Source organism: Roseofilum sp. SBFL, from assembly GCF_017746885.1.
Taxonomy (GTDB): Bacteria; Cyanobacteriota; Cyanobacteriia; order Cyanobacteriales; family Desertifilaceae; genus Roseofilum.
The window spans coordinates 1-13,980 of the sequence record NZ_JAGHZH010000086.1 but is presented as its reverse complement, the minus strand read 5'-3'; the positions used below and the strand labels follow the sequence as shown (position 1 = coordinate 13,980).

Below are 13,980 nucleotides of genomic sequence, written 5' to 3'. Positions count from 1 at the left end.
CTAACAGAATCGTTGCTTCAGCAGAGCGAGCTACGTGTTTCCGGAGTGGGTACTCTACATCCATTGTCTATTCTATTTTTCAGCTCTTTACTTGTCCTCTTATTCTATCCCTCTTTCGGCAGAGTGACAAAAGAGGGATATCACTTGCACAGAGTCAAAAATAGTATTTGGTGAGGCGATTGCTTCTCTCATCAATATGATTCATGTATGGTTAATATCCATCATTTCCCACTGATAACGGTTGTCAACCACTTTCAATTATTGTTTTTTCTTAGAACGACGATAACCCTCTAACTTGGCTTCTTCCACTGTCCTAAAACACCACACTGGTTGAGAATCATAGTCGCGGTCACCCGGCTTGTAATAAATTCCCTTATATTTCTTTCTTTCTTTCTTGTCTAAGTTTTCAGTTACACAAATTGGATATTCAACAGGACATTTTTTTGTTCCTGGATCGGGTGGACAACCGTAGGTTAAGCCTTTTTTTAGTCTTGCAGCTTGAATCTCTTGTTCTCGTTTTTTTGCTTTATTTATTCTTTCATTAACTTGAGATTCATATTGTTTTTGTGCTTGACTTTCTAAATGTTGGATTTCCATCAAAATTTCATTTAGTAAGACTCGTATATCTTGGAATTCAGCGCATTTCTCTCGGAGAACACTTTTTGATTCTTGAAGTATATCAACTTGTCGTTTCAAATCTTGTTCCTCTAAAAATTCTAACTCCTCCATTTTCTGCCTAGAAAAATCATACAAAGGAATCATGGCTGCGGCTGTTCCTCCCGAAACAAGCATTAAGATAAGGTAAATCACTTGTTTCCATGTTAAAAATCCTATGGAACAGAGCAGAGCTAAAACTAAGAAGAATTGAAATTTATCTTGGATACCTCTCCAAAAATCTTTGTCTGAAGACATTTCTATAGAAAAGATAATATATTTAAATGATTTTTATGGATTTTCCAAATCCATATACAAAGTCCTAGTAGTATTGGGATCAGTCTCTAAATTGAGACTCTCAGTAACTGTTTTATAGCCATTCTTTTGTAGAGTTACTTCAACTGTTTTTCGTTCTGGGATTTCAATTTTGACGTATCCATTACGATCAGTCATTTTACTAACAGGTGGGCCATCTGAAATAATCATAATATTGACGCTTTCAATTGCTTTTTGATTATTCCGATCTCTAATTAGAATATTAATCTCTTTTAAACTTGGTGATAGTTGTACAGACATTGACCCAGTAGAAGTTTGGCTATTTGTTTCTAGAAATTGGAAACCACCAATTCCAGCAACAACCATTAGAAACACAAAAATTGCTTTAGCCCATGGGGGTAAGTTATTCAATTGCTGTAGCACGTTATCTAATTAAGTCTAAATCTACATTGCTTATCTTACATGAAAATTTTAAAGAGTATCAAGTTCAACAGCCCCTATCGACCCACCATTCCGTAAAAAACCCGGTTGCCATAGCAACCGGGGGATGAAGACTAGAAACTATTCAATGTCGTAGACGGGGAATTAGTAATCGAAGTCACCACCCATACCTGCGCCCGCAGCCGCATTATCCTTGGGTTCGGGCTTGTCTACAACAATACATTCGGTAGTCAAGACCATGCCAGCGATAGAAGCCGCATTTTGCATGGCAGAGCGAGTAACCTTAGCGGGATCAACAATACCGGCTTCAAAGAGATCGCCAAAACTGTTATCCGCAGCATTGTAGCCCACGTTGAAGTCTTTTTCTTTCACCCGTTCAGCGATAACTGCGCCGTTTTGACCGGCATTTTCAGCAATCCGCATCAGAGGAGCAACCAGAGCTTGGCTGACGATTAAAGCACCTGTCAGTTCTTCGTTGCTCAGGTTAGCATTCGCCCATTCTTCTAAGCCAGGAGCGAGGTGAGCGAGGGTTGTACCACCACCAGGAACGATACCTTCTTCAACCGCAGCTTTAGTCGCGTTGATAGCATCTTCGAGGCGCAGTTTGCGGTCTTTCATTTCGGTTTCGGTAGCCGCACCGACTTTGATTACGGCAACGCCACCAGCGAGTTTCGCTAACCGCTCTTGCAGTTTTTCCTTGTCATAGGAAGAATCGGTTTCATCCATTTGACGGCGGATTTGTTCGCAACGGGCTTTAACGCCTTGTTCGTTGCCTTCTGCAACAATGGTGGTGTTGTCTTTGGTGAGGGTGATGCGGCGTGCTTTACCCAGTTGGTCGAGTTTGGTGCTGTCGATTTTGAGACCTGCGTCTTCCGTGATCACTTGACCGCCAGTGAGTACCGCAATGTCTTCGAGCATCGCTTTACGGCGATCGCCGAAACCAGGCGCTTTAACCGCAGCGACATTCAGAATACCACGCAGACGGTTGACCACTAGAGTCGCTAGAGCTTCTTTTTCGATATCTTCAGCAATAATCAGTAGGGGTTTGCCAGAACGAGCCACTTGCTCTAGAACCGGTACGAGGTCTTGAACCAGGGTGATTTTCTTATCGGTTAGCAGGATATAAGGCTCATCGAGAACCGCTTCCATGCGCTCGGTGTCGGTGGCGAAGTAGGGAGAGATATAGCCTTTATCGAAGCGCATCCCTTCGGTGATTTCCAGCTCGGTAGTCATGGATTTTCCTTCTTCTAAGGAAATGACCCCTTCTTTACCGACTTTATCCATGGCTTCAGCAATCATGGTGCCCACTTCTTCGTCGTTACCAGCGGAGATAGAGCCAACTTGGGCGATCGCTTTGGAGTCTTCGATTTGACGAGCATGACCAGCAATTCTGTCTACCAAGAAACCGGTCGCTTTATCAATACCGCGCTTCAAGGCAATGGGATTAGCGCCAGCCGCCACGTTACGCAGACCCGCTTTGACCATGGCATGGGCTAATACGGTAGCGGTGGTGGTTCCGTCACCAGCAGCATCATTAGTTTTAGAAGCCGCTTGACGGATCAGGGAAACACCTGTGTTTTCCACATGATCTTCGAGTTCGATTTCTTTGGCAATGGTCACCCCATCATTAACGATTTGGGGAGCGCCAAACTTCTTCTCTAGAACCACATTCCGGCCTTTAGGCCCTAGGGTAACGGCTACTGCTTCAGCCAGAGTGTCCATTCCCTTTTCCAGGGCGCGACGAGCGTTTTCGTTATAGATGATGCGTTTTGCCATAGTGTTCTTAGATCCTTGATCGGTGTATAGAAATGGATAGGTTTATGTAGAGTAGGATTAGCAGTGAGCCAGTTAGCTTACTACAGCAAGGATGTCTTTTTCAGACAACAAAACATAGTCATCATTACCGAGTTTAATGTCGGTTCCAGCATATTTGGAGTAGAGAACCTTATCGCCAATTTTGACTTCTGGCTCTTGACGGGAACCATCTTCGTTGCGTTTGCCTGGGCCAACTTGGACAATTTCTCCCACTTGGGGTTTCTCTTTGGCGTTATCAGGCAGAATGATACCACCAGCGGTTTTTTCTTCAGCTTCGCTGACTTTAACAAAGACGCGATCGCCAAGGGGTTTAACTGTAGAAACACTCAGGGATACTGCTGCCATAGGAAAATCTTCTCCAATTTGATTGTAAAAAGTTAATCAGGTTTAAGGAACTGAGGGGCTATGTCAGTCGTTAGCACTCTCAACTCCTGAGTGCTAATGTAATCTGAGGCGAGCAACCCTTGCAACAGGCGAAACAGTACGGGTTACCGTACCCTAGGGTAGGGAGATGGGGGACGCGGGGATGGGGGGACGCGGGGACACGGAGATAGCTTACCTATTGCCTATTGCCTTTTGCCTTGCCGCTTTATTGGGTGAACATCCCGTGATAATCTGAAAGATGACATTCTTAAACTTAAATGCTTTAAGAATTATGCTGGTGAGGAAACAGGAAGCTCAACCGGATTAAGGCCCGATCGCCATCCTCTTAAGTGCCGGGATCAACTCCCTCGCATCCAGAGGAAATTGATTCGTCCCTAAAACCGTCTCTTCCCTTCCTGTAAAACTCATAGGAAACCAGCGACTGTCCCCAGTCATATTCTTGAGCAGCAATCACAATAGGCGAAGATATGGTAGCTACATCAGAGCAAACAAGCGTTGGTAAAATTGTTCAAATCATTGGCCCGGTTATTGATGCAGAATTTCCCAGTGGCAAACTGCCCCAGGTCTATAATGCAATCCGAGTCGTTAAACAAAATGCAGATGGACAAGAGCGTTCTGTCACCTGCGAAGTACAACAACTTCTCGGTGGTAACCAAGTCCGTGCTGTGGCGATGAGCGCTACAGATGGACTCACACGAGGTATGGACATTGTTGACTTGGGTGCGCCGATTAGTGTGCCTGTAGGAAATATCACCCTGGGACGGATCTTCAATGTCCTAGGAGATCCAGTAGATGAGAAAGGCCCGGTTACCAGCGAAGATACTTCTCCTATCCACCGGGAAGCTCCCAAACTCACTGACCTGGAAACTAAGCCCTCTATCTTTGAAACCGGTATTAAGGTGGTAGACCTCCTCGCTCCCTATCGTCGGGGTGGTAAAATCGGCCTCTTCGGTGGAGCGGGTGTGGGCAAAACCGTTATTATCATGGAGCTGATTAACAATATTGCTAAAGCCCATGGTGGTGTATCCGTATTCGGTGGCGTGGGCGAGCGCACCCGTGAAGGAAATGACCTCTACAACGAAATGGTTGAATCTGGGGTAATTAATGCGGAAAACTTGAGCGAATCTAAGGTAGCTCTGGTTTATGGTCAGATGAATGAACCCCCCGGAGCAAGAATGCGGGTAGGTCTTTCTGCTCTGACGATGGCGGAATATTTCCGTGATGTGAGTAAGCAAGACGTACTGCTGTTTATCGATAACATTTTCCGGTTTGTACAAGCGGGTTCTGAAGTATCAGCGCTGCTCGGTCGGATGCCTTCGGCGGTAGGATATCAGCCGACTTTGGGTACGGAAATGGGTGAATTGCAAGAGCGGATTACTTCGACCCGTGAAGGTTCGATTACTTCAATTCAAGCGGTTTATGTTCCTGCGGATGACTTGACTGACCCTGCTCCAGCAACTACATTTGCTCACTTGGACGCAACCACGGTATTGTCTCGCGGTTTGGCTTCTAAGGGGATTTATCCAGCGGTCGATCCTCTGGGTTCTACCTCGACTATGCTACAACCGAGTGTTGTGGGTGACGATCACTATCAAACGGCTCGTGCAGTTCAGTCTACGCTGCAACGGTATAAAGAGCTGCAAGATATTATTGCAATTCTGGGCTTGGATGAGTTGTCTGAAGATGACCGTCTGACGGTTGCTCGTGCCCGTAAAATTGAGCGTTTCCTATCTCAACCGTTCTTTGTGGCTGAGGTATTTACTGGTTCTCCGGGTCAGTATGTGAAGCTTGATGAGACGATCAAAGGCTTCAAGATGATTCTTTCTGGAGAGTTGGATCATATGCCTGAGCAGGCCTTCTATATGGTAGGCGATATTAGCCAGGCGATCGTCAAAGGGGAAAAATTGGCTGCTAAGGGTTAATCTCTAGCTTTCCGATCGTTAGGTTGGGTTGCATCCTGAGTGAACCCAACCTAAAAGTTAACGCTCAAAACTTCAAAAATAAGTTCTCAATCTAGAATTTCAATCAACTCATGACCCTAAAAGTTCGTGTTATTGCTTCTAATAAGACTGTCTGGGATGATGTGGCGGATGAGGTGATTTTACCGAGTACGACTGGACAACTGGGAATTCTCAGTGGTCACGCTCCCCTCTTGTCTGCTCTCGATATTGGTGTAATGCAAGTGCGCCCCCAATCTCAAAAAGAATGGTTACCCATTGCTTTGATGGGTGGCTTTGCTGAGGTAGATGATGATGAAGTGACCATCCTAGTGAATGGGGGAGCCTTGGGTGGCGATATTAATTTGGAAGAGGCTGAAAGTGCTTATCAAAAAGCCCAAGAGCGCCTGAGCAAAGTTAATGTTGATGACCGTCAAGAACAGTTTCAAGCGACCCAAGCCTTAAAGCGGGCGAGGGCAAAATTCCAAGCCGCTGGTGGCATGGTCAAGTTATAGAGGACTATCCTCAACCCTTAGTAAAATCTAAACCCTCCTCGGAACTAGAGGAGGGTTTTATTTTCTGGCGGAACATAAGTTTTAGGCGTTTGCCCCCCCAAGGTGACAGCCGAAAAAAAGCGGACTTTAAGGGAAAAGGGCTGACCCATGCCCCATTACCAGTAGGTTTCAACTGCTACCGGTAAAGACAACTTCTGGGAATTTGGCTTGAGCTTCTGACATCGGTCGTTTTTGACCTTCCTCTTGCCAGTAGTTAATCACTTCTGTTGCTTGGTTGAGGAGTCCAACTCGATCGGGCTCATCAATCCAGTGTTTCTCTTCGAGTTGATCTTTGAGTTGTTGCCAAGCGTCATTACGGGGCCAGAAAAAGTAGCAAGTCAATGGACTCAAGCCTTTCCCTACCACTTGATCGACGGTAATAGCAACGTTATCCTCTAACCAGAGAACTTTTAATTGAAATTTTGACAATCAAACCTCCAACGCTAGATTGGTTCAACAAGTGTAATAGTTCATTATATCGCACTTTGAACCGTTCTGTTGAGCTAGGGTAAAATCAGCTAAAACAGGATAAGAGTGGTATGGAGGCAAGGGCGTAACGCTTCGAGAAGCCACTTCGCGTCTACGATGTCCCCAAAGTTGGCTAATTCTCACCATTGACAAACAGCAAATTATCAATGAGGTAAAGGTAATGGGTAGTTGGATACAGTGTTATAAACCATTGGTGTTGCCGCTTTGCCTTTTGGCATTGACCGTTGGCTCTCCTATTCTAGCCATGCCTCTATCCTCACCTATTTATGCGGTTACTCTACGAGATGGAATTACAGCCTTTGCGGGAGTACCTCGGTTAATCTCTGTTACCACCACCAATAGCACCATTCGCGCTTGGAGTGCCGCCTATTACTTTACCATCGAACTCCCTGAAGATGCCAGTGAAGCCCTCAAGGCGCTAGAAATAACTCAAACTCAAGGGTTTGATGTCCCTCGGTATGAGGCTCAACGGACAAGGGTTTTTGCGGGCGATCGCCGGAATCGGGGTAGATCGTTTAGCATAGAAGAAGTGGCGATCGCCCAGCGGACTCTTACCCTCATGTTAGAGGAACCCATCCCCCCTGGAACAACATTTACTGTTGGATTGTATCCCGTGAGAAATCCCAGTGTAACCGGCGTATATCTATTTGGAGTAACCGCCTTTCCCCACGGAGAAAAACCCCAAAAAGCCTTTCTTGGATTTGGCCGCCTCCATTTTTATCGAACCCCTTGGATTTAAAAGCCCGTTCTTCTAGGACAGCTTTTCTAGTTCTCTCATGTCAGGCTGCTAGTCACGGTGAACGGTCAAGACTCACGGTGGCTTTAGCCTCGTGAGTATATCAACCTCCCTATTTTTAATCCGGGTTAACTCTATCGACAAGTGGGGTGCATCATTAACGCACTCTACTCAAGCGATGGTTTACCTAGCCTTTTGTTAACATTTCTTTAATCATTGGGGATAACAGATGCATTTTCGTCAAAATTCAATCATGATGGAAGAATATGGAGCGGCTTGATATAGCGCTTCGCACTCTAGCAATAGGTAATAGCTTATATGGCTGAGAGTCTTAGGCTTCAAGCTGTACTTCATAGAAGAGAGAATCTGTATATATCCCACGTCTTTAAAACCCTACTTCAACCCTTGTATAATATAAACAGCAAATGACCATTCAAAAACATCAACCTCACCTGGAAGAGTCAAAACACCTGTGGGGGCTAACAGCGACAGAAGTTGAAGCGAGTCGCCAACGGTATGGACTCAACCTCCTCACCCCACCAGAACCAACGCCTTGGTGGAAACTTTATCTAGAAAAGTATGAAGACCCTATTATTCGGATTCTAATTGTGGCTGCACTGTTGGCCATGACCATTGGCTTTGTCGATGGAGAATATTTGGAAGGTCTGGGGATTCTGATCGCGATTTTTTTAGCGACTACAGTTTCGTTTATCAATGAGTTTAAGGCAACCCAAGAATTTAATATTCTCAACCAAGTCAATGATGAAGTCCCCATAACTGTAGTCCGCAATAGCATTTTTACTAAAGTCCCCAAAAAGGAGATTGTCGTTGGAGATGTGGTTTTACTTGAAGCCGGGGATGAAGTTCCTGCTGATGGTTTAGTTATTGGTGCAGTATCGTTTCAGATTAATGAGTCGAGCTTGACTGGGGAAACCCTACCCGTGACTAAGGTGACCTCTAAGCAGTTGGAGAAAGTGACGGTTAGTTCTACCGCCTATCCTCCAGATCGGGTGATGCGAGGAACTATCGTTGTAGATGGCCATGGCATTCTGGAGGTAATTGCCATCGGCGATCAAACAGAAATTGGACGCACTGCACGGGCGGCGGCGGGGCCAACAGAAGAAAAAACGCCCTTGAATCAACAACTCGATCGCCTGAGTCAGTTGATTGGGGTTTGTGGGTTGTTGATTGCTGTTTTAATTGATTCGGCCTTAATTGTACGCGGTATTTTGGCAGATGAATTTAATCTCAGTGGCCAACAGTGGTATGTGACCAGTTTAGTTATTCTGAGCGTGACGATCGCCTTAACTAAGGTTTGGTTACCCATTGTCTATCAGGGATTGAGCTTGATTAAACCCCAGATGAAATCTCCAGAATGGTTAGAAGATGAGGGTTTACTTGCATGGCTCAAAAGTTTGGCGATCGGAGTATTGGTGTTAGCGGGTGGATTGGGCATCGGTTGGTTGTTTAACTGGGTTCCGCCAACACCGCAAACTTGGATAACCGCAGAAGCGGCCACCTCCCTACTAACCTATTTTATGATTGCTGTAGCGGTGATTGTGGTGGCGGTTCCCGAAGGCTTACCCTTAAGTGTGGTTTTGAGTCTGGCTTATAGTATGCGACGCATGACTCGGCAAAATGCCCTGGTGCGGCAAATGCAAGCGTGTGAGACGATTGGGGCAACTACGGTGATCTGTTCCGATAAGACGGGAACCTTGACTCTAAATAAGATGCAAGTGAGTGAGGCTTGTTTTGGAGGAGACTTAGATCTGATGGCTGAGGCGATCGCCATTAATAGTACCGCTAATTTACAGCGCAGTTGCAACCTTAATTTAGGCCAAGAAGAGGTTATACCGATTGGCGATCCCACTGAAGGAGCGCTGCTCTTATGGTTAGACGATCGGCAGCATAACTATGAACAAGAACGGGAAAGTTTTCGCACTTTAAACCAGTTAACTTTTTCCCCAGAACGGAAATATATGGCCACCTTGGGTTATTCTCGCCATCGCGCCAGTGATGCGGAGCCTTCTCGCCCAATTATTCACATTAAAGGCGCGCCAGAAATTGTGTTAGCCCAATGTAGCCATATTCTGACCGAAAAAGGGGTGCAGCCGATTCCCAGCCATAGCGCGATCGCCCAAAATATGCAAACCTACGAAGCCCATGGCATGAGACTGTTAGGATTTGCCTATCGGGATAACTTAACCCTCCCCTATCCTGAAGCAGAAATTGAGATTGAACGGCTCATGAGCCAACCCATGATTTGGTTAGGCTTTGTGGCTATTGCTGACCCCATTCGCCCCGATGTACCCAGAGCGATTAAAACCTGTCAACGGGCCCATGTGGGCGTTAAAATTGTCACTGGTGATAATCCCAACACCTCCAAATATATCGCTCGTCAAATTGGCTTAGTCACCGATGAGGATGGCCCAGAATGCTTTTTAACGGGTCAAGACTTTGCCCAACTTGACGACGAGGAAGCGCGAAGGGCTGTTCGGGACTTAAAAGTCCTCTCTCGTGCCCGTCCTGCCGACAAACAACGATTGGTAAAACTTTTACAAGAAAATGGCGAAGTCATCGCGGTTACCGGAGATGGCACTAACGACGCACCCGCCCTTAATCAAGCGCAAGTGGGATTAGCAATGGGTCAAGAAAGTACCTCAGTAGCCAAAGAAGCCAGTGATATTATTATCCTGGATCACTCCTTTAAGAGTATCGAAAATGCCGTCATGTGGGGGCGATCGCTCTATCAAAATATTCAAAAATTTATCCTGTTTCAGCTCACCATTAATGTGGCTGCCTGTGGCATTGCCCTACTCGGCCCCTTTATCAACATTAATTTACCCTTAACTGTCACCCAACTGTTATGGGTCAACCTGATTATGGATACCTTTGCCGCTCTCGCTTTAGCCACCGATCCCCCCAACCCGATGGTGATGCGCCATCCTCCTCGCAACCCGAAAGCCTTTATCATCACGCCATCAATGGCTAAACAACTCTTATCGGTGGCCTTTGTCTTCCTGATCTTTTTTGTCGCCTTTCTGCTCTATATTCAGCAAGATGGAATGGTTGACCCCTATGAACTCTCCCTCTTCTTTACCACCTTTGTCATGGTCAACTGGTGGAATTTATTTAATGCCAAATGCTTTGGCTTAAAAGATTCCGTCTTCAAAAACCTACCCGATAATCCTGGCTTTTTAATTATTTCTGCGGTAATCCTGTTTGGACAAATCATCATTGTTCAATGGGGCGATGGTTTCTTTAGAACGGTTCCCCTCCATCTCCAGGATTGGTTAGTAATTTGGGGTGGAACCTCCATTATTCTTTGGGTGGGAGAACTCGGGCGATTATTGGCTCGTATCCGTAGCGAAATGGCACAAAATTAGGGGATGACACGGAGAAACGGGGACGCGGGGACGCGGAGAAGGGATAATTTTATAGAATTTAGGCCTATCTGAAGGTCTCTGGATACACAATCGGAGAAAATCATTCAATTGTAAGATCCCCCTATCTCCCTATCCCCCCATTACCCATTACCCATTACCGCGCGAAGCAATACATGACTGAAGTAGACGAAAAATTTCCTTTGAATTCTATTCTTCAACCTTTAATGGAAAAGGTGGGTTTAAACTCTTGGACAGCCTTGAGTCAAAGTTCAGGAGTGTCGATAAAACAATTGCGGCGCATCCGTCAAGGTAAAATCGACGATCTGAAAATGAGTACGTTGCGGCAATTAGCGACAGCGTTACACATTGGTGCGCCAGAATTGTTATCTGCTCTTGGACAATTGCCCGATCCAGTAACTGAATTGCGGCAAGAATACGATCGCCTTCAACTACAACTCAAACAACAACATCAAGAGTTAAAAGAGGGTTTTGAGCGAGAAAGTTTGGACCAGTTAGAATCTTGGTTGCGCTATTGGCCGATCGCCGTGGCTAAAGTGGAACAGCAAGCCAATATCAAACCCAATAATTTGGTGAAACTGGTCAAACCCGTTGAGCATCTCGTGCAAAGTTGGGGGTTAGAAGCAATAGGAGCAGTTGGAGATCGCATTCCCTACGATCCTCAATGGCATCAACTCACCCAGGGAAGAGCCGAGCCAGGAAGCTTAGTTACTGTGGTGATGCCAGGATATCGCTATCAGCAAAAGTTGCTGTTTCGTGCGGAAGTATCCATCAGTTGAAAAGTGTATCGGGAGCATCAGAGTCAACTCTCTAAGTTGAGTTGAGCTACCCTCTCTCTATGTATCAGAAAGATTGATTGATACTAATCTATTGACAGTTTTTATTTACAATTTCAATTCAATCCAGGGATGATGGACACAGGCAATCCTCCCGCCGGGAAAGGGATCGGTTTGGGAGCGGTTGGGCGCGGCGATTAGATGGGTGACTTTTTCGACTTGGGCAAAGTTGGGGGCATGGGGTAGCCATTGCATCAGAAATTGGCGGATAACACGCCGTTGTAAGGATAGGGGCATGTCTGCGAGCAGTTGGCGGTTGAGTTTCGGTAAGTTGGAATGAGCAACTTGGGTATAAAGAGTTGTCGCGATGGATTCGAGATACTCAACATCGGCATCTAGGAGTTCGGCCGTGGTGGCGAGATGAGTTTGGACTTGGGGATTAATGGCTTCTAGGGCAGGGATGAGGTGCAATCTGATCTGGTTACGGGTGTAGCGGGTGTCTTGATTGGTGGAATCTTCCCAGATGGGGAGGTGGAAGTGTTGGCAAAATTGGGCGGTTTGCGATCGCCCAATTTCCAGCATCGGACGCACCAGTTGCACGTTTTCTTTCAGGGGACGCTGCCACGTCAGAGCTGCGAGTCCATTGAGTCCACTACCGCGAATCAGGTTATGCAGAAGGGTTTCGGCGCGATCGCTCTTGGTATGACCCGTCACAATCCTGGAAAACCCATGGGTTTCAGCTAGTGCTATCAAGGCATGATAACGCCAGGAACGGGCAGCAGCTTCCCCTTGAAGGGGCTGTTCTGCGGTTTTTTGATAAAACGAGAGGTTCCATTGCCCAGACATCTCTGAGACCTGCTGGGCGTTGGCCGCCGAATCCGATCGCATTTGATGGTCGCAGTGGGCAACAGCTAAGTGCCATCTCCACTTGGGTTGCAAGTCTAGGAGCAGTTTCAGGAGGCAAACAGAATCTTGACCTCCCGAAACGGCTACCAACAAGGATTCTTGGGGGGGGAGCAGTTGGGGGCGCGATCGCAATGTCCCCTGGAACTTGGCATGTAAATCAGTCCACTCTGGTTTAGAAGAACCAGCCATAGGAATGCAACCCTTTGCCCAATAGATTAACGCCCATGTAGCACACCCAGACGACACAGAAACCAGCAGCCGCAAGAATGGCAGGACGGCGACCTTGCCAGCCTTTGGTAATGCGAGCATGGAGATAGGCAGCGAACACCAGCCAGGTGATCAAGGCCCAGGTTTCTTTAGGGTCCCAACTCCAGTACGATCCCCAAGCTTCATTCGCCCAAACTCCTCCAGCGATGATGCCGATAGTCAGTAAGGGAAAACCCAGTCCGATCATCCGGTAGCTGATATTGTCCAAAACTTGGGCAAGACTCAAAGTTTCTGGCGACCAAGTTGGAGTCGTTTCGAGGGCGATTCGCTCTAAAGTGGTAACCCCTTGACTCCGTTCGGCGATCGCGCTGCCATTGCTGCTGAACTGAACAGCAGGTAGATCGGAGACGGTTTCCATCTGATTCAGAGGCGTTTGGCGACGGTTGCCATTGCCGTAGGAGCTACCGGCAAGGCTCACGGCTTGACCTCGCGTGACGATTAAAAAGGCGATCGCTAACAGGGAACCCACCATCAAACAGGCATAGCTCAGAAGCATGACACTCACATGCATCATCAGCCAATTGGACTGAAGCGCTGGTACAAGGGGTTCCGCCACCTGCATCGTATCCGGTAAAGAGAGGGCAGCAAAGGCGGTAATGCCCATGGCAACGGGTGAAGCCACTGCACCCACCCACCGGGAACGGCTCAGATATTCAGCCAACAGATGGGTGGCGGTGAGTCCCCAAGCAATAAAAAATAGGGATTCGTAGAGGTTACTGAGGGGAAAGTATCCTGCTTCGATCCAACGAGCGCCAAGTAAGGAAGCAATAGAGAGATTGGCGATCGCCATCCCTGCGGTTCCCAAGGCAGGTAAATAGGGGATTCTCGGAAAGGCCATCCCGGACCAATAGAGTAACATTGTCACCAAAAGGACGGCAAAGCTTAGATTATCCAAGCTATTCTGGAGCGCGACCAGATCCATTATGTTGTATTTCTCCCAATATTAAGGTGTTCTCTTCTTTTAGATCCTATCGGAAATGGAGTCAATGATCAGCTCTCAAGCAATACGGTGCTTTCTTTGCCTCGCGCTCTCAGGTATGCGAGGCAATAGAGGAGGAAAAGTTTTCGCACCTACTTGTGTACTAAAGTTGATCGATTTGAGCGACAAGTCCAAATAATTCTTCAAACTCACAAGTATCTGCCAGAGTCTCTAAGGATTTAGCCAGACTTTCGTCGTAGTCTTCCAGTTCAATAATGAGCTTTGACATCCTCCCCAGCCTAAAGGCGTGGGGATTCCCCTCATCACTAAGGAGACTTCCTCTTTCTACGAGTTCCCTTGCTTGGAACTGTTTCCCATTCCAAACAGAGGGGATTCTCTCGGGAGGCGTTACTTTCCGTCTG

Annotated in this window: 13 protein-coding genes; 5 read left to right on the top strand and 8 right to left on the bottom strand. The window is 46.8% G+C overall.

Annotated features, from left to right (window positions below):
* Positions 1–258: 258 nt before the first annotated feature.
* The 4 genes from J7545_RS09665 to groES all read right to left on the bottom strand — a co-directional run bounded on the left by J7545_RS09665 (position 259) and on the right by groES (position 3,531).
* Positions 259–912 carry a hypothetical protein gene (locus J7545_RS09665; RefSeq protein ID WP_318698010.1) on the bottom strand — a complete coding sequence of 218 codons (654 nt, stop codon included), beginning with the start codon at positions 910–912 and terminating at the stop codon, positions 259–261.
* Positions 913–945: 33 nt separating this feature from the next.
* Positions 946–1,296, bottom strand: coding sequence for a hypothetical protein (locus J7545_RS09660; protein WP_318719507.1), 351 nt, complete (start codon positions 1,294–1,296; stop codon positions 946–948).
* Between the two features lie 219 nt (positions 1,297–1,515).
* On the bottom strand, positions 1,516–3,147 hold the full coding sequence (groL, locus tag J7545_RS09655; protein WP_318698012.1) for a chaperonin GroEL: 1,632 nt from the start codon (positions 3,145–3,147) through the stop codon (positions 1,516–1,518).
* Positions 3,148–3,219: 72 nt separating this feature from the next.
* On the bottom strand, positions 3,220–3,531 hold the full coding sequence (gene groES, locus J7545_RS09650; RefSeq protein ID WP_271945269.1) for a co-chaperone GroES: 312 nt from the start codon (positions 3,529–3,531) through the stop codon (positions 3,220–3,222).
* 506 nt (positions 3,532–4,037) lie between these two features.
* Here groES and atpD point away from each other — a divergent pair.
* Entirely contained in the window at positions 4,038–5,492 is a 1,455-nt protein-coding gene (atpD, locus tag J7545_RS09645) for a F0F1 ATP synthase subunit beta (RefSeq protein ID WP_318698013.1), read from the top strand.
* Positions 5,493–5,602: 110 nt separating this feature from the next.
* Positions 5,603–6,022 carry an ATP synthase F1 subunit epsilon gene (gene atpC / locus J7545_RS09640; RefSeq protein ID WP_318698014.1) on the top strand — a complete coding sequence of 140 codons (420 nt, stop codon included), beginning with the start codon at positions 5,603–5,605 and terminating at the stop codon, positions 6,020–6,022.
* Between the two features lie 168 nt (positions 6,023–6,190).
* Here atpC and J7545_RS09635 read toward each other — a convergent pair whose 3' ends face one another.
* Complete coding sequence (locus J7545_RS09635; RefSeq protein ID WP_271945277.1) at positions 6,191–6,490, bottom strand: 30S ribosomal protein PSRP-3; 300 nt, start codon at positions 6,488–6,490, stop codon at positions 6,191–6,193.
* 220 nt (positions 6,491–6,710) lie between these two features.
* Between J7545_RS09635 and J7545_RS09630 the strand changes: the two genes are divergently transcribed.
* The 3 genes from J7545_RS09630 (at position 6,711) to J7545_RS09620 (ending at position 11,469) form a co-directional block, all read left to right on the top strand.
* A complete protein-coding gene (locus J7545_RS09630) occupies positions 6,711–7,289 on the top strand; it encodes a DUF2808 domain-containing protein (RefSeq protein WP_318698015.1) in 579 nt (192 codons plus the stop codon).
* A 422-nt stretch (positions 7,290–7,711) separates the two neighbouring features.
* Positions 7,712–10,672, top strand: coding sequence for a calcium-translocating P-type ATPase, PMCA-type (locus J7545_RS09625; protein ID WP_318698016.1), 2,961 nt, complete (start codon positions 7,712–7,714; stop codon positions 10,670–10,672).
* A gap of 173 nt (positions 10,673–10,845) precedes the next feature.
* Entirely contained in the window at positions 10,846–11,469 is a 624-nt protein-coding gene (locus J7545_RS09620) for a helix-turn-helix domain-containing protein (protein WP_318698017.1), read from the top strand.
* Positions 11,470–11,574: 105 nt separating this feature from the next.
* On the opposite strand, the gene tilS is transcribed toward J7545_RS09620, so the two are convergent.
* The 3 genes from tilS to J7545_RS09605 form a co-directional block, all read right to left on the bottom strand.
* Positions 11,575–12,561: a tRNA lysidine(34) synthetase TilS gene (tilS, locus tag J7545_RS09615; RefSeq protein ID WP_318698018.1), complete on the bottom strand. Its 987-nt coding sequence runs from the start codon at positions 12,559–12,561 to the stop codon at positions 11,575–11,577.
* On the bottom strand, positions 12,545–13,561 hold the full coding sequence (ccsB, locus tag J7545_RS09610) for a c-type cytochrome biogenesis protein CcsB (RefSeq protein WP_318698019.1): 1,017 nt from the start codon (positions 13,559–13,561) through the stop codon (positions 12,545–12,547). Before ccsB ends, tilS begins: the two co-directional genes overlap by 17 nt.
* 160 nt (positions 13,562–13,721) lie before the next feature.
* A partial coding sequence (locus J7545_RS09605; RefSeq protein WP_318719506.1) for a hypothetical protein occupies positions 13,722–13,980 on the bottom strand: 259 nt, incomplete at its 5' end.